General features: G+C 70.0%; 27 protein-coding genes. 8 read left to right on the top strand and 19 right to left on the bottom strand.

What is annotated here, in order from left to right:
* Window position 1 precedes the first annotated feature (1 nt).
* The 5 genes from ABD086_RS12970 to ABD086_RS12950 all read right to left on the bottom strand — a co-directional run bounded on the left by ABD086_RS12970 (window position 2) and on the right by ABD086_RS12950 (window position 4,752).
* Complete coding sequence (locus ABD086_RS12970) at window positions 2–700, bottom strand: class I SAM-dependent methyltransferase (protein WP_343907968.1); 699 nt, start codon at window positions 698–700, stop codon at window positions 2–4.
* 248 nt (window positions 701–948) lie between these two features.
* Complete coding sequence (locus ABD086_RS12965) at window positions 949–2,691, bottom strand: DUF4012 domain-containing protein (RefSeq protein ID WP_343907967.1); 1,743 nt, start codon at window positions 2,689–2,691, stop codon at window positions 949–951.
* Window positions 2,692–2,812: 121 nt separating this feature from the next.
* A complete protein-coding gene (locus ABD086_RS12960; RefSeq protein ID WP_343907966.1) occupies window positions 2,813–3,211 on the bottom strand; it encodes a hypothetical protein in 399 nt (132 codons plus the stop codon).
* Between the two features lie 181 nt (window positions 3,212–3,392).
* Window positions 3,393–3,809 (bottom strand): hypothetical protein, encoded by a 417-nt coding sequence (locus ABD086_RS12955; protein WP_343907965.1) that lies wholly within the window; start codon window positions 3,807–3,809, stop codon window positions 3,393–3,395.
* An 85-nt stretch (window positions 3,810–3,894) separates the two neighbouring features.
* Window positions 3,895–4,752 carry a beta-keto acid cleavage family enzyme gene (locus tag ABD086_RS12950; protein ID WP_343907964.1) on the bottom strand — a complete coding sequence of 286 codons (858 nt, stop codon included), beginning with the start codon at window positions 4,750–4,752 and terminating at the stop codon, window positions 3,895–3,897.
* 247 nt (window positions 4,753–4,999) lie between these two features.
* Here ABD086_RS12950 and dtd point away from each other — a divergent pair, with 247 nt between their 5' ends.
* Window positions 5,000–5,425: a D-aminoacyl-tRNA deacylase gene (gene dtd / locus ABD086_RS12945; protein WP_343907963.1), complete on the top strand. Its 426-nt coding sequence runs from the start codon at window positions 5,000–5,002 to the stop codon at window positions 5,423–5,425.
* 1 nt (window position 5,426) lies between these two features.
* Here the strand turns inward: dtd and ABD086_RS12940 are convergent, their stop codons facing one another.
* The 5 genes from ABD086_RS12940 to ABD086_RS12920 form a co-directional block, all read right to left on the bottom strand.
* Window positions 5,427–5,555 (bottom strand): hypothetical protein, encoded by a 129-nt coding sequence (locus ABD086_RS12940; protein WP_343907962.1) that lies wholly within the window; start codon window positions 5,553–5,555, stop codon window positions 5,427–5,429.
* A 213-nt stretch (window positions 5,556–5,768) separates the two neighbouring features.
* The gene (locus ABD086_RS12935; protein WP_343907961.1) at window positions 5,769–6,065 is read right to left on the bottom strand and encodes a DUF1416 domain-containing protein; all 297 of its coding nucleotides are present in this window, start codon (window positions 6,063–6,065) and stop codon (window positions 5,769–5,771) included.
* Window positions 6,065–6,913 carry a sulfurtransferase gene (locus ABD086_RS12930; protein WP_343907960.1) on the bottom strand — a complete coding sequence of 283 codons (849 nt, stop codon included), beginning with the start codon at window positions 6,911–6,913 and terminating at the stop codon, window positions 6,065–6,067. The genes ABD086_RS12935 and ABD086_RS12930 overlap by 1 nt, the downstream gene beginning before the upstream one ends.
* Window positions 6,914–7,008: 95 nt before the next feature.
* The gene (locus ABD086_RS12925; protein WP_343907959.1) at window positions 7,009–7,491 is read right to left on the bottom strand and encodes a DUF4395 domain-containing protein; all 483 of its coding nucleotides are present in this window, start codon (window positions 7,489–7,491) and stop codon (window positions 7,009–7,011) included.
* Window positions 7,492–7,772: 281 nt separating this feature from the next.
* Window positions 7,773–8,228 (bottom strand): thioredoxin family protein, encoded by a 456-nt coding sequence (locus tag ABD086_RS12920; RefSeq protein ID WP_343907958.1) that lies wholly within the window; start codon window positions 8,226–8,228, stop codon window positions 7,773–7,775.
* 57 nt (window positions 8,229–8,285) lie between these two features.
* Here ABD086_RS12920 and ABD086_RS12915 point away from each other — a divergent pair, with 57 nt between their 5' ends.
* Window positions 8,286–8,714: a VanZ family protein gene (locus tag ABD086_RS12915; protein ID WP_343907957.1), complete on the top strand. Its 429-nt coding sequence runs from the start codon at window positions 8,286–8,288 to the stop codon at window positions 8,712–8,714.
* Here the strand turns inward: ABD086_RS12915 and ABD086_RS12910 are convergent.
* Window positions 8,703–8,981, bottom strand: coding sequence for a MerR family transcriptional regulator (locus ABD086_RS12910; RefSeq protein WP_343907956.1), 279 nt, complete (start codon window positions 8,979–8,981; stop codon window positions 8,703–8,705). The two genes, ABD086_RS12915 and ABD086_RS12910, sit on opposite strands and share 12 nt — an antisense overlap.
* A gap of 106 nt (window positions 8,982–9,087) precedes the next feature.
* Between ABD086_RS12910 and ABD086_RS12905 the strand changes: the two genes are divergently transcribed.
* Entirely contained in the window at window positions 9,088–9,516 is a 429-nt protein-coding gene (locus tag ABD086_RS12905; RefSeq protein ID WP_425571615.1) for an Hsp20/alpha crystallin family protein, read from the top strand.
* A gap of 8 nt (window positions 9,517–9,524) precedes the next feature.
* Here the strand turns inward: ABD086_RS12905 and ABD086_RS12900 are convergent, their stop codons facing one another.
* On the bottom strand, window positions 9,525–9,797 hold the full coding sequence (locus ABD086_RS12900) for a MoaD/ThiS family protein (RefSeq protein ID WP_343907954.1): 273 nt from the start codon (window positions 9,795–9,797) through the stop codon (window positions 9,525–9,527).
* An 85-nt stretch (window positions 9,798–9,882) separates the two neighbouring features.
* Here ABD086_RS12900 and ABD086_RS12895 point away from each other — a divergent pair, with 85 nt between their 5' ends.
* From ABD086_RS12895 to ABD086_RS12885, 3 genes are all read left to right on the top strand, one after another.
* Window positions 9,883–10,617 carry a winged helix-turn-helix transcriptional regulator gene (locus ABD086_RS12895; RefSeq protein ID WP_343907953.1) on the top strand — a complete coding sequence of 245 codons (735 nt, stop codon included), beginning with the start codon at window positions 9,883–9,885 and terminating at the stop codon, window positions 10,615–10,617.
* 9 nt (window positions 10,618–10,626) lie between these two features.
* On the top strand, window positions 10,627–11,472 hold the full coding sequence (gene mshD, locus ABD086_RS12890; protein ID WP_343907952.1) for a mycothiol synthase: 846 nt from the start codon (window positions 10,627–10,629) through the stop codon (window positions 11,470–11,472).
* Window positions 11,473–11,708: 236 nt separating this feature from the next.
* Complete coding sequence (locus tag ABD086_RS12885) at window positions 11,709–13,115, top strand: hypothetical protein (RefSeq protein WP_343907951.1); 1,407 nt, start codon at window positions 11,709–11,711, stop codon at window positions 13,113–13,115.
* Window positions 13,116–13,219: 104 nt separating this feature from the next.
* Here ABD086_RS12885 and ygfZ read toward each other — a convergent pair whose 3' ends face one another.
* The 6 genes from ygfZ to ABD086_RS12855 are packed head-to-tail and all read right to left on the bottom strand — an operon-like array spanning window position 13,220 to window position 17,458.
* Window positions 13,220–14,218, bottom strand: a complete 999-nt coding sequence (gene ygfZ / locus ABD086_RS12880) for a CAF17-like 4Fe-4S cluster assembly/insertion protein YgfZ (RefSeq protein WP_343907950.1) — start codon at window positions 14,216–14,218, stop codon at window positions 13,220–13,222.
* Window positions 14,211–14,651: a Fur family transcriptional regulator gene (locus ABD086_RS12875; RefSeq protein ID WP_343907949.1), complete on the bottom strand. Its 441-nt coding sequence runs from the start codon at window positions 14,649–14,651 to the stop codon at window positions 14,211–14,213. Before ABD086_RS12875 ends, ygfZ begins: the two co-directional genes overlap by 8 nt.
* Window positions 14,648–15,142: a heme-binding beta-barrel domain-containing protein gene (locus ABD086_RS12870; RefSeq protein ID WP_343907948.1), complete on the bottom strand. Its 495-nt coding sequence runs from the start codon at window positions 15,140–15,142 to the stop codon at window positions 14,648–14,650. Before ABD086_RS12870 ends, ABD086_RS12875 begins: the two co-directional genes overlap by 4 nt.
* Window positions 15,143–15,151: 9 nt before the next feature.
* Window positions 15,152–16,072, bottom strand: a complete 921-nt coding sequence (locus tag ABD086_RS12865; protein WP_343907947.1) for a PT domain-containing protein — start codon at window positions 16,070–16,072, stop codon at window positions 15,152–15,154.
* Entirely contained in the window at window positions 16,069–16,638 is a 570-nt protein-coding gene (locus ABD086_RS12860) for an RNA polymerase sigma factor (protein WP_343907946.1), read from the bottom strand. Before ABD086_RS12860 ends, ABD086_RS12865 begins: the two co-directional genes overlap by 4 nt.
* A 28-nt stretch (window positions 16,639–16,666) precedes the next feature.
* Window positions 16,667–17,458, bottom strand: a complete 792-nt coding sequence (locus ABD086_RS12855) for a hypothetical protein (RefSeq protein WP_343907944.1) — start codon at window positions 17,456–17,458, stop codon at window positions 16,667–16,669.
* Window positions 17,459–17,745: 287 nt separating this feature from the next.
* On the opposite strand from ABD086_RS12855, the gene ABD086_RS12850 reads away from it, so the two are divergent.
* Window positions 17,746–18,102: a DsrE family protein gene (locus ABD086_RS12850; protein WP_343907943.1), complete on the top strand. Its 357-nt coding sequence runs from the start codon at window positions 17,746–17,748 to the stop codon at window positions 18,100–18,102.
* Here ABD086_RS12850 and ABD086_RS12845 read toward each other — a convergent pair.
* Window positions 18,070–18,276, bottom strand: coding sequence for a hypothetical protein (locus tag ABD086_RS12845; protein WP_343907941.1), 207 nt, complete (start codon window positions 18,274–18,276; stop codon window positions 18,070–18,072). The two genes, ABD086_RS12850 and ABD086_RS12845, sit on opposite strands and share 33 nt — an antisense overlap.
* An 85-nt stretch (window positions 18,277–18,361) precedes the next feature.
* Between ABD086_RS12845 and ABD086_RS12840 the strand changes: the two genes are divergently transcribed.
* Window positions 18,362–18,553: hypothetical protein (locus tag ABD086_RS12840; RefSeq protein ID WP_343907940.1), on the top strand; the 192-nt coding region annotated here is incomplete at its 3' end.

Raw genomic sequence — 18,553 nt, 5'->3', positions numbered from 1 at the left:
TTCAGAGCACCGCGTACCCGATGTACGGGTCGAACTCGAAGCGACGAAGCTCGAGTCCGCCCAAGCCGAGCTCCTCCAGGAGAGCCATCGTCTCCCCTGGCCAGATCGGGTTGTCGAGCTCATCGAACGCAAGCACCGACCCCTTCGGCATGCGGGGCAAGAAGTTGCGAAGTGCGGTTACGGTGGGCTCGTGCAGGTCGAGGTCGAGGAACAGCAGACTGACCACCAAGTGCTGGTTCTCCGCGACGAATCGCGGGATCGTCTCGTTGACGTCGCCCTTGACGAGGCTCACCTTTGAGATGTGCCCGAGGAATCTGTCGCTGTCATAGACCTCGAGCAACCGGCAAAGCTCGTCGTACGAGTCCGCCGCAAGATCGCCTGCGCGCGCGCCCGTAGCGGCTGGAAGGTCGGCGTCAGATACGGTCGGGAATCCGCTGAAGGTGTCGAAGCCGTAGATCCGCCGCGTCAGGTTGGTGGGTTCAAGCGCTGCACTGAGCTGCGCGAAGGTCATCAGACTGAAGCCTCGGAAGACTCCACACTCGACCACGGAGCCCTTCACCGGGAGGACGAGTTTGAAGAGCTCGTAGAGCGCCGCGAACCGGGTCACGTGCGCTCGCCGCATGTAGCGAGGAAGGTTCGCGAGGCGGATCTCGAGCTCATCCGGGCTCGACGCGAAGATCTCAGCAATCTTCCCCGGCACCTCGCGCTCTTGCGGTGTCGAAAAGCCGCCGGGCGCGCTCGTCGGCCTGGTACTCAATGCGATCCCCCGTTCACGTTAGAACCGTACCCCGAGGCGGATGCGTCTGGCACGGTTCGGCTCAAACACGAGAGCCGAAGGTGCGCAGACCCCCCGCGAGAGCACGTGGTCTCGGGCGGCAAGCGCGGAACTTGGCGAGAACCGGGATAGCCTTCGATGCCGAATCTTGCGCTGAGCCAGGGGATGTGCCATCAGCACGCTGAGATGAACGCTTGACGATCGGACCCCGGAACGATGCTCGGCGTGGTTCCGAGTATGCCCGTGCCGGTCTGCCCTTGCCCAGTCACGCCCCGCCAGCTCAGCACCACATCGTTGCGCGACGACAACAAGACGTCCACGTTCACGACCGGGCGGCCAGATATCTGGCGAACCTCAAGATCGCGGAGATTCCGCCCGTTCAACTGAACGCGATCTATGGAGCCTCCGTAAGGGCCGTACAGGCGAACCATCACGAACTGCGAGCCAGGGTCGGTGCCGTAGCTCCCGCCTCCCGTCACTGACGTGGGGAGCCTGGCTGCTGCGTTTGGCGAGATGACCTGATTCAGAACGACGGTGCCGGCGAGGTCCTGGGTTTGGTCGTGGCAGTCCATCGCCTCGACGTCCGCGTTGAACCGTAGATAGTAGGACATCTTTGACCCAGTCAGATCGTTGAGACCGACATCGACGTGGGGTATGGAACCGTCGTCGCCCGCCAACGCACCCTCGACCCGGGTGCCGGACAAGTCGGCCTTGATCTTGAGGTCGAAGGATGCGATCAACAACCTGCCCTCAGAAGCGGCACGATTGAGGCCCTCCACGAAGGCAGTGGGCGACGCGAGCGAACTGGTCGCCGCCGAGAGGATGGCCTTGGCCGCCCGAGCGAAGAACTGGTTCTGAGCGGCAGCACCCTTGTCTATGTAGGGCTTGCTGAGCAGTTCTTCAACCGCGTTGTCGCGGGTAAGCGTGACGCCGTCTACGGCAACCGGACCCGTGCCGTCGAGGAGGTAGGACATCCCCACCGGGTCGAGCGCGACGACCCCATCGATTGGGGTGTCCGGGAAGCGCAGATTCCAGTGTGCATGCCACAGTTGGGCAGCCCGAGGGAAGTCGAAGGTCCACCCGGGGTCTTGGAAGTAGATCCCGAGCTCCTTGCCATAGACGGCCTGCTCCTCACGGGTCAGCTGCAGCACTGGCTTTGCGGCGGTGGGAAAGTCGCTGGCACTGCCCTGACGGATCATTTCAATTCTACCGTTGTCCGCGTGTAGCAGCGCCCAAGAGCCGGGCATACCGCCGGTGGCCCGGATCTCGGCGTTGTTCTGGAAGAGCAGCAGGTAGTCGCGAGGACCCTCTGCGCCCGCCATGGCCGGCAGGACCTGCACTGCTTTGTCCGCTGAGGCGAGTCCCGATCGGAGGCCGTGGACCAAGGCGGCATATCGGTCGAAGCGCGTGCGGAGGGTGTCGACATAGCCGCTGCTGTCCAAGCCAGCCACCTGGTCGTCGGCGCGGACCAGCGCCGTGTGAGCGCGGCCGACGGGTTCGCCGAGGTCGGCGACGGCGTCCAGATCGATCTTCCCGTCGGCTACGACCCCGTCCAAGTCATCCACAGTCTGAGAGAGCGGGGTGACAGCGTCCTGGGCGATGACGTCGAGCGAGCTGCTCAACGCCCGGACCCCGGCGGCATCGTCCCCAATCAGCGGGAGGTGGGTAAGCGCAGACCAGGTGGGCCCGCTGGTCCGACTGTCTGCCGAGGCAGCAGAGTCGCGCAGCTCGGTCAGGGCGGCCTCGCGCTGCCGGTCACCCCCGCTTTGGAGGGACGACCGCCATCGTTCTGCGGCACCCTGGGCGTTCTGCAGGTCGCGCGACACGTGCCAGGCCTGCCACCCGACCCAAGCCGCCGCAGCAACAGCCACGGCCAGCAGGATGAGGGCGGGCAGGCGCCAGCGGCGAGAACGCATGGGGAGAACCTAACGGGGGCGGCGCCGCCCCGTCCGCCCCTCGTCCAGGAAACCGCGGAGAACGACGAGTAGGCCCGCCGCCGCGGGTGCGGCGGGCCCGTTCGACGCTGGCAGAGGTTGCCTACTTGCGGACCTTGCAGCGGGTCTTGGCGGAACTCGCCTTGAAGACGGAGTCGTCCGGCGGGATGAAGGTCACCACCACGGCGTAGGTGCCCGGACGCAGATCGTTGAACTTGTACTGTTGAGCGCCGTCGTAACGGCGCGAGAAGCCGTAGGCCTTCCCGGACGTCTTGTGCACGAACGTGAACTCAAGGTGACCCTTCGGTGCCCCGCTGCCGTAGGAGGTGACCTTCACGTAGACCTTGGCCTGTCGCGGCACCGGGGTCGCGATGCCTACCGCGATCGTGCGGGTCTTGACCGTGCCCGGATACGGCGCGGCCGTGCTCGGGGCGCTCGAGGCGCTCACCAAACCGGCCGTGATCAGAGCGGCACCCAGGATGCCAGCAAGAAGTTTCTTCATGGCTCGTCGCTTTCCCCACAAGACGATCCGAGAGCTGATCGATCAAGGGAAGCACACGAGTTCGCCACCCGCTATCCCTCGACCGGGGCATATGGGTGGCAATTTCGATTTGCACGGCCGCCGTCGTGCCGCGGACCGCCCGGTGGTCCAGTCGACCGGACGGACCGCCGAGGCCGGTGGATCAGCCGCGGCGGGTGACGCGGAAGTCCGTGCGCTGGTCGGAGTCCTTGAAGCCGGAGCCGGCCTTGCGGTCGAAGTTCGCCTTGACGACGTACTTGCCGACCTTCGTCAGCTTCGTGGTGCGGAAGCACTCGCGACCGCCGTCGTACGGCTTGGAGTCGACGAAGTGGTAGCCCCCGACACCGCGCGTCACGCGGACGGTGACTCGGCCCTTGGGCTTGCCGTTGCCGCCGGTCGTCACCTTGACGCAGATCTTCGCGGTGCGCCCCTTCTTGACGGTGTCCGGGGCGCTGACCCGGGTGAAGGTGTCGACGCACCCGGTGTACGGGCACGCGGCGTGGGCCGTCTCGGCCGAGACCGCGACGAGTCCGCCGCCCATCAGCGTGGTGGCGGCCAGGCCGATGATCATCCGCTTCATGTCTACGCTTCCCCATTCAGCGCGCGAGCGCATCGCCAGCAAAGTAAAGAACCGATACCCACCCTAGGCCAGATCCATGCCGGCGTCACTTGCCCGATGGGGCAATGGACACCATCCCGAGCGCTTCGCGGGCCTCGGCTCCGCTCATCGGGGACCGTTGGGCGACGGCCGCGGCCGCCACCGCCCGCTCCACGAGCTGCGCGTTGCGCTCCACCGGGACCCCCTTGGCGAGCGTGAGCACGTCCTCCATGCCGACGCGGAGGTGGCCCCCCATCGAGAGCGCGGCGAGCATCACCGGGAGCGTGCTGCGGCCGATGCCGGTCGCCGACCAGCTGGTCACCTCGCCGGGGAGGAGGCCGAGGGCCGCGACCAGTGCGGGGGCGGTTCCGGGCATCCCGCCGGGCACGCCCATCACGAAGTCGCAGTGCACCTTCCCGCCGTACGGCAGGCCGTAGCGGTCGAGGAGGCGGCGCAGCGCGTGCACGTGGCCGAGGTCGAACAGCTCGAACTCGGGGACGACCTGCCGCTCCTGGCTGAGCTGGTAGAGCTCGCACACGAACGGCCACGGGTTGGAGAAGACGTCGTCGCCGAAGTTCGTGGTGCCCATCGTCAGGCTGCACGAGTCCGGGGCGGCGTCCAGGACCTTCAGCCGGTCCTCCAGCGGGTCGCGCACCGACCCGCCGGTCGAGAGCTGGACGACCAGGCCGGTGCTCTCGCGCAGCGCCTGCACGGTGTCGCGCAGGCGGACCTGGTCCAGCGTGGGCCGGTGGTCGGCGTCGCGGATGTGCACGTGGACCATCGCGGCGCCGGCGGCCTCGCACTCCTGCGCGGTCTGAACCAGCTCCTCCAGCGTGGTGGGCAGCTGGGGGCAGTCCGCCTTCGCGGTCTCCGCGCCGGTGGGCGCGACGGTGATGAGGATCTTCTCGGGTGACGTCGTCGGCACGGTGGCATCGTGCCAGAGCGTTCGGGTGGGGTGGTTTCGAGGCTCGCTCCGCTCGCACCTCAACCACCGGAGCAGGGTCGCTCCGCTCGCGCCTCAACCACCGGAGCAGGCTCGCTTTGCTCGCATCACGAGCACCGGGTGGCGGGCAGGCGTCGGGGGTCTCGACAGGCTCGACCACCGGAGCCAACTGGCGCCTTGACAGGCTCGACCACCGGAGCTCGGCCACGGGACCGACAGACTGTGCTCCGTGAGAGCGGTGATCCAGCGGGTGCTGTGGGCCAACGTGACCGTCGGTGGAGAGGTCGTCGGGTCGATCGGCGAACCGGGCCTGCTGGTCTACCTGGGCGTCACCCACGACGACGGACCCGAGGACATCACCTGGACGGCCCGCAAGATCTGGGAGCTCCGGGTGCTCCGTGACGAGAAGTCCGCCTCCGACGTCGGGGCGCCGATCCTGGTCGTGAGCCAGTTCACGCTGTACGGCGACGCGCGCAAGGGCCGCCGCCCGACGTGGCTCGCCGCTGCGCCGGGGGCCGTGAGCGAGCCGGTGTACGACGCCGTCTGCGCCGAGCTGGAGCGCCTCGGTGCTCGGGTCGCGCGAGGGGTCTTCGGCGCGGACATGCGCGTGGAGTCCGTCAACGACGGGCCGGTCACACTGATCCTCGAGCGGTGAGCTACTTCTGCATCGCCAGATAGCTGAGGTAGAGGGCCACGAGCACGGCGATCGCCACCGCAGCCGTCTCGACCAGCTGGCGGCGGCGCCGCTTCTCGGCCGGCGTCAGCCTGCGGCCGCTAGATGCCATGTCGCCACTCCCCCGAGCGATCGCGTGTTGATGGTGTCGTCCCATTCGACCCCGGATCGGGTCGAATTTCGGACGAAATCGGAATCACCCCCGGACCGGTCTGGTCCAGGGGTGATTCCGTGATCAGCTTGGTGGTGGTTTCGAGGCTCGCTTCGCTCGCACCTCAACCACCGAGGGGCGGGCGCTTCGCTCGCACCTCAACTACCGGAGGGGTCAGATCGCGACGACGACCTCGGCGACGGTGCCCACCGAGGCGTGCACCTTCTTGTCCACCGGCTCGGCCTTCGGCGCCAGGGTGCGCAACGTCCACTCCCCGTCGCCGGCGAAGAACCGGAAGTGCCCGGTCGCCGAGGTCGGGACCTCGGCGGTGAACTCCCCGGTCCGGTCCAGCAGTCGCACGTAGGCGTTGCCGACCGGCTCACCGTCGCGCAGCACCTGGCCCTGGACGATCGCCTCCTTCTTGACGTCGACGCCGTCGAGCGACAGCCCGCCCTCGGTCGCGCCGCACATCAGGCCTCCCCGGGCTCGTCGCCGAGGGCGATCGGGACGCCGACCAGGGAGCCGTACTCGGTCCAGGAGCCGTCGTAGTTCTTGACGTTCTCGTGACCGAGCAGCTCCTTGAGCACGAACCACGTGAGCGAGGAGCGCTCGCCGATCCGGCACAGCGCGATGGTGTCCTTGCCGTTGTCGATACCGGCCTCGGCGTAGAGCGCCGTGAGCTCCTCGTCGGACTTGAAGGTGCCGTCGTCGTTGGCGTTCTTGCTCCACGGCACGTTGATCGAGGTCGGGACGTGGCCGGCGCGCTGGGCCTGCTCCTGCGGGAGGTGGGCCGGGGCGAGGAGCCGGCCGGCGTACTCGTCGGGGCTGCGGACGTCGACCAGGTTCTTCACGCCGATCGCGGCGACGGTCTCGTCGCGGAAGGCACGGATGGACTGGTCCTGCTCCTGGGCGGTGTACGACGTCTTCTCCCGGCTGGGCAGCTCGTCGGTGAGCTCGCGGGAGTCGAGCTCCCACTTCTTGCGGCCGCCGTCGAGGAGCTTGACGTCCTGGTGGCCGTACAGCTTGAAGTACCAGTACGCGTAGGCCGCGAACCAGTTGTTGTTGCCGCCGTACAGCACCACGGTGTCGTCGTTCGCGACGCCCCGGTCGGAGAGCAGGGCCTCGAACTGCTGCTTGTTCACGAAGTCGCGGCGCACCTGGTCCTGCAGGTCGGTGGTCCAGTCGAGCTTGATGGCGCCCTTGATGTGGCCCTTGTCGTAGGCCGTGGTGTCCTCGTCGACCTCGATCAGCACCACCTTCGGGTCGTCCAGGTGGTCCTCCACCCACTGGGCGGTGACGAGGGAGTTCTCGCGGCTCATGTGTCTTCTACCTTTCTGTTCGCAGCTGTGCTGCGGGAGTTCTGAGGTTTGTGCGAGTTGGCTTTCGGGTGCGGGGGTCTCGACACTCTCAGGCGCTAGAGCGCCTTCGCTGCTCGACCACCGGCGGCTCGGCGGATCAGGAGGTACATCTCGCAGCCGAGGCAGAACCGGAAGACCGCGTTCAGCAGCGCCGCCACCAGCGCGAAGCCGACGGCGACGAGGCCCACGACGTCGACCCCCGCGAGGAATCCGACGAGGCCGACCACCGCGAACCCGAGGCCGACGGCCTGGGCGAACCGGGGCGGCGCCGGGTCCTCGAGCTCGGCGGGGGCGCCCAGGCGCGGCCGCACGAGGGTGCGGAACAGCCAGGAGTGCGGCGTGTGCTGGACGCCGCGGGTCGCGCCGACCGCGAACACCGCGGCCTGGGCGGCGAGCAGCGCGACGCCGAGCGGGCTCGGCGCCAGCAGCAGGACGGCGACCAGGACGAGCGAGGTCAGGGTGGCGGCGAACTGCGGGCCGCGCGGGTCTATGCCGACGCCGACCTGGGTCGCGGCGGGATGGGTGCTGGTCGTGGACATGTCTCTCCTGCTGACGGATGCGAGTGCCGGATGGTGCAGGTCGCGACGCGCCGAACGGCGCCTTCCGTCCTGAGTTTAGTCGACTAACTCAGTATGGATAGAAGAGAAGTGCGCGACCTGGGGTCAGCGCATTCGACAGAGCGACGAGCGCACGTGGCAGTGGTCGACCGCCCGGCGCTTGGTCAGCAGTGTCGTGGACATGGGGACCACAGTAGGGACACCGAAGGGCCGCCACCCAACCCGTGTCTCACAATTCGGTACAGTCGTCCACATCGTGGACATCACGCCCAGCCCAGCGCGGCCAGGACCTGCTCCTTGCGGGGCGCGCCGGTCGCCCGGGTGACCTCGCGCCCGGCGCTGTCGAGCACCAGCGTGGTGGGCGTGCGCAGGATCCCGAGCGCCCGCACGAGCTCGAGATGGTGCTCGGCGTCGACCTCGACGTGCTCGACGCCCGGGACCAGGCCGGCGACGTCGGCGAGGGTGCGCCGGGTGGCGCGGCAGGGGGCGCAGAACGCGGAGGAGAACTGGAGCAGGGTGGCCCGCTCGCCGAGCGGCGCGTCGGGCAGCGCCGCGGTGACGGCGGCCCACGGCGTGGCCTCGACAGGCTCGTCGGCTCTCGCTGCTCGACCACCGAGCTCGCGCGTCCCGCGGAAGCGACCGTCGGTCAGGAGTCGGTAGAGCCCGAACGCGAGCGCGGCGACGACCGCTGCGACGACGACCCAGGCTCCGGTGCTCACTCCTGCGGAACGCGCGGAACCCGCGCACCATTCCCGCGCGCCTGCGAGGCTGGGCGGGTGCTCCATCCCACTCCACGCTCCACCCGTTGGCTCACGGTGGCACTGGTGGCGTACGGCGCCTTCCTGGCGGTCGTGCTGCTGACACCGACCGCTGGGCCGCAGTCGTCGAGCGTGGGCTGGGTCGACACGCTGGCGCACCGCCTGGGCGCGCCGGCCGCATTCACGGCGCCCGGCCGAGTGGAGTTCGTATGCAACGCGCTGATCCTGATGCCGGTCTCGGCGCTCGGGTCGGTGCGGTGGCCGCGGACCACGTGGCGGGACTGGACGGCGTACGCGTTCGTGATCGCCAGTGGCGTCGAGCTCGTGCAGGGCCTGTTGCTGCCGGGCCGGTCGGCGTCGTTCGCCGACGTGGTCGCCAACACGCTCGGCGGGCTCGGGGGCGCGGTGTTCGTCGCGGTCCTGCGGAGTCGGCGCTCAGCGCCGTAGCCGGTCGACCTCCGACTCGAGCCGTGCAACTGTCTCCTCGAGGTCGAGCACCCGCGCGATCCCGGCCAGATTGAGGCCCTCGGCGAGGAGCTGGCGGATCCGGTGCAGCCGGTCGATGTCGTCGGAGCTGTAGAGCCGGGTGCCGCCGGCGGTCCGGTCCGGCTCCAGCAGGCCGCGGCGCTCGTAGACCCGCAGGTTCTGGATCTCCATCGACACCATCTCGGCGGCGACGGAGATCGCGAAGACGCCCCGGCTTCGTTGGCTCACGGGCTTGATTCTTCCTGATCTTCGGGCTATAAGAAACCTGTAGTAGACATTATAGATCCGGACCCGGTGACGGGTCCCCGGCAGAGAACCAGGAGGACGCGTGATGCTGCTGCGCACCACTGACCCGTTCCGTGACTTCGACCGCCTGACCCAGCAGATCTTCGGCACCACCAACCGTCCCGCGGTGATGCCGATGGACGCGTGGCGCGAGGGCGACCGCTTCGTGATCGAGTTCGACCTGCCCGGGGTGGCCAGGGAGAGCATCGACCTCGACGTCGAGCGCAACGTGCTGACCGTCCGCGCCGAGCGGGTGGCCCGCAACGGCGACTGGGAGGCGCTGGCCTCCGAGCGGCCCAAGGGCGTGTTCAGCCGCCAGCTGGTGCTCGGCGACAACCTCGACCTGGACAAGATCGAGGCGGCGTACGCCGACGGCGTGCTGCGCCTGGTCGTCCCGGTCGCGGAGAAGGCCAAGCCGCGCAAGATCGAGGTGAGCACCGGCTCGACCCAGCCGGAGCGGACGGCGATCGAGGCCTGACGAGGGGGTCAGCCGCCGGCAAACGGCGGCAGGAACTCCACCGAGGACCCGGGCGCGACGAGGACCGCGCCCGGGTCCTCGGCGTTCACGGGCCGGTCCCCGACCAGCGTCGAGCAGATCTGGAGCACCTCCGGCAACCGGGTGCCGGGGTGCAGCGCGAGGGCCCGGCGGACCACCTCGGCGAGCGTGATCGGCCCGTCCACGTCCAGGGCGTCGCTCGCCACCCCGGCGGCCGAGCGGGCCGAGGCCCAGTAGTGGACTTCGATCGGTGCGGCGGCCATGTTGGGTATTCTTCCTGACCACAGACACCGGCCGAAGCCCAGCGTTGCGTTTCGGTCCCCGCCCCGCGAGGGAGGAGACCAGTCAGTGAGCACGCTCCTGCTCCTCACCAGCGCCCTGCAGCCGTCGGCCGAGGTGCTGCCAGGGCTCGCCCTGCTGGGCCACCAGGTCCGGATCCTGCCGGCCGAGGGCAGCGCGCTGCTCGAGGCCCCCGACGCCGACCTGCTGCTGGTCGACGGGCGCCAGGACCTCGCGCACGCCCGCGACCTGTGCCGGCTGATCCGCACCACCGGCACCGACGTGCCCGTCCTCCTGGTCTGCACCGAGGGCGGCCTGGCGGTCGTCCACCACGACTGGGGCATGGACGACGTCGTCCTGCACACGTGCGGCCCGGCCGAGCTCGAGGCGCGGATCAAGCTGGCGATCGGCCGGCTGGCCGCCCGGCGCGAGGCCGACGACCCCGAGTCGCACGTGATCCGCTCCGGCGAGGTGGTGGTCGACGACGCGACGTACACCGCCAAGGTCGGCGGCCGACCGCTCGACCTGACGTTCAAGGAGTTCGAGCTCCTCAAGTTCCTCGCCCAGCACCCGGGCCGGGTGTTCTCCCGCCAGCAGCTGCTGCAGGAGGTCTGGGGCTACGACTACTTCGGCGGCACCCGCACCGTGGACGTGCACGTGCGCCGGCTGCGCGCCAAGCTCGGTCCCGAGAACGAGACGCTGATCGGCACCGTCCGCAACGTCGGGTACCGGTTCGTGCTGCCCACGAAGGACCAGCAGGCGGTCGCCGCCGACGCCCGCGAGGAGGACCAGGTCGCCCCCTAGGGTGGCGACGTGGACTCTTCCCAGCACGTCGACCAAACCGAGCAGATCGCCCGGATCGCGGCCGCCGCCGAGGCGGCCGACGGCGCGGCACCCCTCGACGAGGCGACCTGGCTGGCGCTGCGCCACCACCCGGAGACGGTCCGGTCGTGGGTGCGCGACGACGGGTTCGCGCTGCTGGTCGAAGACGACCTGAGCCTGGTCGTGTCCCCCGACGCGCGCGGCCGCGGCGTGGGCCGGGCACTCCTGGAGGAGGCGCTGCCCGCGTCCGGCCCGGTGCGGGCCTGGTCGCACGGCGACCACCCGGCCGCTGCCGCTCTCGCGCGCAGCCACGGCTTCGAGAGGTTCCGCGAGCTCTGGGTGATGCGGCGGGACATGGGCGATCCGCTGCCGCCGTACGACGCGAGTCGGGTGCGGAGCTACCGGCCCGCGGACGCGGACGAGGTCGTGCGGGTCAACGCCGCGGCGTTCGCCCACCATCCCGAACAGGGCGCGATGGACGCGGCCAACCTGGCCGAGCGGATGGCCGAGCCGTGGTTCGACCCCGCCGGGCTGCTGGTCGCCTCCGAGGGCGACCGGGTGCTGGGGTTCCACTGGACCAAGCAGCACTCCCCCGACCTCGGCGAGGTGTACGTGGTCGGCATCGACCCGTCGGCGCAGGGCCGGGGGCTCGGCAAGCTCCTGACGCTCGCCGGCCTGCACCACCTCGCGGGACTCGGGGTCGCCGAGGTGCTGCTCTACGTGGAGTCGGACAACGCCCCGGCGATCGCGGTGTACTCAGGCCTGGGGTTCCGCCACAACGCCGCGGACACGCACGTGATGTACGGGATCAAGCCGACGACCGCCCGCGTTCGCTGACGCGCTCGCCACCGTCGCCCTCCCGCAACTGGCAATGACGTGCGAAGCCGACTAGCTAGTCAACAGCGAGCTCATTACCACCATCTGATGTTCTCGCCAGATTGAGCGCGGGTCGACGCAAAGATCCCCACGCGAAGCAGGTCCTCCGCCGCTCGAGCCATACAGGTGGAAGCGACCTAGCCGACGGGTCCGCCGCGACAGCGGGAGGACGGGAGGCCGAGGGGTATCGTGGTGCGATGCCTAGCCTCCAGACGCCGGCCTCGGGCCGCTATCGGGAGCGCCTTTACGATCAACTTCTCTCGTGGCTACGAGCCGTCGTGGCAGCAGTCTTCTACTCGTCGGTGCTGTTCTATGCTTACCGGGACTTCGTAAGCCCGACGTTCGCGAGCACCGGGCTCACATTCCGCGCCCCCACCCCAGGCCCCTACGTCCTCTCCGTGTTCCTGGTCGCTTTCGTGACAACCATCCTGCCCCGAAGGCTCCGCCGCCCGTCGGACTTCGTTCTCTGGATGTTCTTCGTCCTCGCCGCGGCGCCAGCCATCTTGCTGTCCCAGTACATGCAAACTCTTCCGACGAGCGAGGCGACCGAGCTCGGCATCGTCATAGCCGCCTGTATGGTTCTCATACGGACCGTCTCCTCGATGCGACCGCGATTGCCCAGAGGCTCCTTGCCGAATATTCCTGAGGGCGTCGTCTGGATTTTCCTCGGCTGGTTTGCCGGAATCACATATATTGCAGTAGTTGCCAGCGTCGGCCTTCGCCTTCAGTGGCTATCATTTGCAGACGTCTACGACGTTCGGAGCGACTTCACCGCGACGTATGCCGCAATACCCGGCCTCGGTTACGCTCTACCCATTGTATTTAATGTAATAAATCCAACCTTTATCGCGCGAGGAATCTATTCTAACCGTTGGCAATGGGTAGTCGCTGGCGCAGCAGGCCAAGTGCTGATTTACACCACCACGGGCTTGAAGAGTGTTCTCTTTTCCATCCTCGCGATCGCCGCGATCGCGTTCCTCTTCCGTCGCAGTCTCCGCCCCCGCGGCATAAAATTGCTTGCGGGTACTTTCTACGTCGTCGTCGTCGCGGTCGCGTTGGACAGCCTGTTCCATACCATCATGTGGAACACTATGCTGATTCGACGTTTCATCGTGATTCCTGGCTCCCTGGTCGTCTCCTACGTCGGCGTCTTCGACGACCGACCCCGGGGCCTGTTCAGGGGCGATGGCGGACCAATATTCTGGCTGGATCCCGTCTATACGCAAGGACCATCACATATCGTCAGCCAGGTGCTAATCGGGAATCCGCTCGGCAACGCCAACGTGAACCTCTTCGGACATGGCTATTTCCAATACGGCTACTTAGGGATATTCATCGAAGGAATAGTTCTTGCCGTGCTGCTCTGGCTCTTGGACGCCGCTAGCCGCGGCCTGCCAACGCCTGTGGTCGCCCTTATCTTGGTCATGCCCGCCTTCGCAATCTCCGGAACGAACATTTTCACGGCAATGACCACGCACGGGCTGCTCGCTGCAGTGCTCATTCTCGCCGTCCTACCGCGCACCGGATGGGGTAAGCAGCTCAATCCCGCATCTTCTAACTCCCGTATGCAGAGCTTCGGTGCACTCACCCCTGACCACCGATGAGCAACTGGCGACGCCGGTCCCGGCTGAGACTCTCAGTCACCACGAGGATGGCCTGAAGCTGCCGATTGCACCTACCTGGTTAGTTGCAGAGTCGGCGACGACACTCAGCGCTGCGGTCGTACGTGCAGCCCAACTTCGGGATCGACAACGACCTCCTGGGCGGCGGGCATCCCCTCGACGGTGAGCTGGGCACCCAACGGGACGTTGCGCTTCACCATCGCCAGCGCGATCGGGCCGAGCTCGTAGTGGCGGGCGGAGGTGCCGACGAAGCCGACCACCTTGTCACCGAGGAGCAGGTCCGCGCCGACGGTCGGGAGACGGTTCTCCGAGCCGTCGAGGTGGAGCAGGGTCAGCCGGCGCGGCGGGCGGCCGAGGGTGTGCACCCGGGCGACGGTCTCCTGGCCGCGGTAGCAGCCCTTGTCCAGGTGGACGGCGGGGCCGATCCAGCCGGCCTCGTTGGGGATCGTGCGGTGGTCGGTGTCGAGGCCGAGGCGCGGCTCGCCGCGCGCGATGCGCAGCGCCTCGAACGCCCACAGGCCGCAGGCCGGACCGGCGGCCTCGGCGTACGCCGGCAGCTGGTCGCGCGGGACGAACTCGTAGTTGGCGTAGGGCCCGCGGTCGGGTGCGGGGGTCTCGACAAGCTCGACCAACGGAGACCGCTCGACCGACGAGAGGCGAGGGCGCCAGGTGGTCGCCAGCTCGGCGGTCACGTCGGCGACCTCGACACGCATCATGAACCGCATCCGGTCCAGGAACTCCACGAGCGCGGCGGCCGCACCGGGCTCGGTGTGGGCGGTGAACGACTCCCCGTCGTCGTACCCGTAGAACGCGTGCTCGACGTGGCCCTGCGGGCTCAGGACGAGGACGCCGGTCCACACGTTCGGCGGCAGCGCCTCGAGGTGCTGGGTGGTCAGCGAGTGCAGCCAGGTCAGCCGGTCCGGGCCCGACACGCGGATCACGTCACGGTGCGAGAGGTCGACGAAGCCGTCGCCCGCCTCGAGCGTCCGCTGCTCGCCGTTGAACGACCCGTAGTGCGCCGCGACGTCGCGGTCCACGCCGTCGGCGGCGACGGCACCCGGCAGGTCCAGCAGGGGGCTAGGCATCGGTCTCCTCGATCGTCGTGGTCTCTTCGCACTCCACGCAGTGGCCGAACACGGCCAGGTGGCCGACGTCCAGCACGAACCCGTGCTCGGCGCGCAGCCGCTCGGCGAGCGGCGTCACCACATCAGGGTCAACCGAGACGACCTTGCGGCAATTCCGGCAGACCAGGTGGAAGTGCTCGTGGTCGGTCACCGAGTGGTACGTCGGGGCGCGGTCCGACAGGTGCGTGTGCCGGACCAGGCCGAGCTCCTCGAGCACCTCGAGGGTGCGGTAGACGGTGGATACGTTGACCGCGCTCGACTGGGACTGCACCTCGGCGAGGATCTCGTCGGGCGTGGCGTGGCCGAGCCTCTCGACCGCCTGGAGGACGAACTGCCGCTGGGGCGTGAGCCGGTACCCCAGGCTGTGCAGCCGCGCCGCCAGGTCCTCGGTCACTGCCGGACCAACCTCGCCCACAGGTGCGGCTGGAGCGGCTGGCCCATGGCGGCCATGTCGAAGGCGTACAGCAGGTCGCCCTCGACGTTGCCGTAGAGCCGCCTGCCGCCGGTGTACTCCTTGGCGGTCTCGGTGCGGACCACGGCGTCGGTGGTGACGTCGAGCTTGCCGTCGCCGGCCTCGCCGTACCAGACCTCGACGAAGCCGGTGTTGTGGGACAGCACCAGCTCGACCTGCCCACCGGGCTTGCAGCGCAGGAAGCCGGCCTCCTGGGCGGCTTCTCGGATCTTCACACCGTTCTCGTCGACGATCCAGGCGCGGGAGAAGTAGTGGAAGAACGGGCGGCCGTCGTGGGTGAACACCAGCTCCTGGCCGTACTCGAACTTGTCGATCGTCGGGTAGTCGCCGTGCCCGCGGCCGCCCCAGCGGCCGAGCAGCCAGGCGACGGGGCCGCAGTCGGGGTGGAGGTTCTCGGGGAGCTCGAACGGCATGCAGCCACTCTAGGACGGGGCGTCGGCCCCGCTGCCGTCGCCGTCGTCACCCGAGCCCGGGTCCTGGCCGTCGTCGTTGCCCGGGTCACCGTCGTCGGACTGGTGGTCCGACGGCTCGTTCGAGGGCTCGTCGGAGGCCTCGTCCGTGGGCTGGTCCGTGGGCTCGTCGGAGACCTCGTCCGTGGGCTCGTCCGTGGGGTCCTCGGACGTATCGCCCTGACCGTCGCCCTGACCGTCGCCCTGGCCGTCACCCTGGCCGTCGTCCTGGCCGGCGTCGTCGCCGGTCGAGTCGTCTCCGCCCGTGTCGTCGTGGCCGGCCGCGGGCTGCGAGCCGGGGGCCGAACCCTGGCCGGAGTGGCCGGAGTGGTCGCCCGCGTAGACCGGGGACCCGGCGGACGGGTGGCCGGGCTGCCCGGCGAGCCCGTCGCCGTTCGTCGCACCCGGGTCGGCGGCGTCGCTCGCCGGGGCGTCGCTGGGCCCCGGCCCGCCCGGGGTGTCGTTCCGGTCGCCGCCCGACGAGCGCGGGTCGGGGGGCGCCGGGTCGGTGCCGTGCTGGTGCCCGAAGTGCTCGGAGAGGAACCGCTCCACCTGGGCCGGGAACAACGACGCGTGGTGCGCCGCGCCGACGCCGCCCACGACGGCGACCGCGGCGCCGGTGCCGAGGGCGATCTTCGCGCCGAGGCCCAGCCCCGCGATCCAGCCGGCCGCCCGGCCGAGCGGCGAGGTCCTGGTGGCCGCGGGGGCGTTGCCGGCGAGCAGCGCCGCCAGCTCCGCCGACGGCTCGGGCGCCGCGAACGCCTCGAGGTCGGCGCGCAGGCCGGCGAGCGCGGCGACCAGGTCGCCGTCCAGGCCCTCGGGCCCGCGCTGCCCGGCGGCTGCCAGCGACAGCAGCTCGTCGGCGCGCTCGGTGGTGATCTGCGGGCGGGTCATGCGGGACTCCCGGAAGTGGTGGTGAGCTGGCGACGGAGGGCGTCGAGGGCGCGGCGCTGCAGTGACTTCACGGCGCCGGGGCGCTTGCCGAGGATCGCGGCGACGGTGGCGATCGGCAGGTCCGCCACCAGCCGCAGCAGGACGACGTCGCGCTGGTCGGGCGGCAGGCCGCGGACCAGCTCGAGCACCTCGGGGGTGTCGGTCGACGTACCGAAGAGCTCGGTCTCGACCGACGGCGCCGTGAGCCGGTCCGTGGCCTGCCAGTCGGTGGTGGGCACCCGCCGCGCGCGGCGCCGGGCCTCGTCGGCGAGCCGGCGGCGGGCGATGGTGAACAACAGCGCCCGGAACCCGCCCTCGTCACCGTGGAACCGAGCGAGCCCGCCGAACGCGCCCAGGAAGACGTCGCTGACCACGGCGTCCGGGTCCTCGGCGCCGGCCCCGCGGACGAACCGGGCGACCGCCGGCGCGTGCCGGCGCCAGAGCTCCGCCAGCGCCGGCCCGTCGCCACGGCGCGCCGGGTCGAGCAGCTCGTCGAACGGCCGCCCCGACGCCACCTGCACGCTCACCTCCCGCGAGTGCCCGTCCTGCCGAGGATCAGCCGACGGTGCGCCAGACCGCCCGCCGGGTGCCGCGGCCGGCCAGCGGCGTCAGCAGGAACGCCGCCGCCCAGGCACCGCCCGAGCGACCGTCCTGATGGGTCTTGCCGCCATTGTCACCGCCGTTGTCACCACCGTTGTCCTGGCCCTGGTCGTCGTTGTCCTCGCCCTGGTCGTTCTCGCACGTGTCGCCAGCGTCGTCGTCGGCGTCCTCGTTGTCCACCCCGTCGCCGTCGGCGTCCTCGTTGCCGTCCTCGACGCCGTCGTCGTCGGAGTCGGCGTCGGTCGGCGAGGTGCCGTCCTCGTTCTCGTCCTCGTCGGCGACCCCGTCACCGTCGGAGTCCTGGTCGTCGGCCGCGCAGGGCTCGGTCGCGTCGTCCTCGTCCTCGTTGTCGACGCCGTCGTGGTCGGCGTCCTCGTCCCCGTCGGGGGTGCCGTCGTCGTCGGTGTCGGCGTCGGTCGGGTCGGTGCTCTGCGTGCCGTCGCCGACCTCGTCGCCGTCGTCCTCACCGTCGCCGTCGGTGTCCTGGACCTGGGGGTCGGTGTGGTGACGGAACTCGCCGATGTTGCGCAGGCCGTCGTGGTCGGCGTCGGCGCGGGCGTTGGCCCGGTGCGGGTTCAGGCCGTTGGCACGCTCCCAGCGGTTCGGCATGCCGTCGTGGTCGCTGTCGGCCGAGGCGGCGGCGGCTGGGCTCGCGACGGCCCCGAGCGCGAGCGGCGCCGCGATCGCGGCGGCGCCGGCGGCCAGCGCGGCGATGCCGCGGCGGCGGAGGAACGGAGTGCTGCTCATCGAGGTCCCTTCCTGGTGGTGCGCGGCCACGGCGGCCGCACTACCAAGCAGATCGACGGGCGGGGGCTCCCGGGATACGGCCCGGAGGTCACGATCCGGTAACGGAGCCCCCACGGCGCGCCTCCTGGTTCGAGGGGGTGAATCGGGGGAACAGTAGGTGGCAGGAGGTGAGGGTGATGACGTCTCCGCACGACCCTGAGGTGGCGGACTGGATGGGGATGGACACCGACCGCGAGGCGGCGATCCTCGCCGCGCCTGCCGCGGCCTCGGCCGCGTAGCCTGGACGCGTGCGCCCACTCGTCGTCAAGGTGACCTGCGGCTCCGACGACCCGGAGCGCTGCAACCAGGGCCTGACCGTGGCCGCGACCGCACTGACGGCGGGCGCCGAGGTCAGCCTGTGGCTGACCGGCGAGGGCTCGTGGCTGGGCGTCGCCGGGCGCGAGACCTTCCACCTCCCGCACGCCGCGTCGCCCGCCGGGCTGGTCGAGAGCGTGCTCGCCGGTGGCCGGGTGACGGTGTGCACCCAGTGCGCGGCCCGGCGCGGGATCACCGAGGGCGACGTGTGGCCCGGCGTACGGATCGCCGGCGCCGCGGCGTTCGCGGAGGAAGTGCTAGCCCCGGACGCGCAGGCGCTCGTCTACTAGCTCCACCCGGGCGCGCGGGATGCGCACGTAGGAGTGGACGGGCAGCGTCTGCTGGGACCGGTGGCAGCGGCGGCACCGGCGTACGTCGGCGAGCAGCGCGGCGTGCTCGGGGGTCCCCGCCCGGCCACGCAGCACCAGCCCGATCATCCGGAGGTTGTGGCGGTAACAGGTCATGCACGCCCAACGCCGCGGGGGCGAGATCGGTTACGGCGCGCGATCGACTGCACACCGGCCGCACCACCCCCTAGGCTCGCGGCTGATGTCCGAGAACGATCCGAGCCCCACCCGGTGGTGGCAGCGCAAGCAGGACCAGCCGGCCGAGCCCGAGGCCCCGGCCGCGAACGTCCCCCCGCCGGCGGTCCGCACGCCCGCCGACCTCCAGGCCGCGATCGAGCGCGCCGCCGAGCTGCGGCGTCGGGCCGAGCAGGCCGCCGCCGAGCAGGCCGCCGAC

Source organism: Nocardioides aquiterrae (assembly GCF_039526625.1).
Lineage (GTDB): Bacteria > Actinomycetota > Actinomycetes > Propionibacteriales > Nocardioidaceae > Nocardioides > Nocardioides aquiterrae.
Note: the sequence above shows the minus strand (reverse complement) of the source record. Positions and strands in the feature narration are given on the sequence as shown.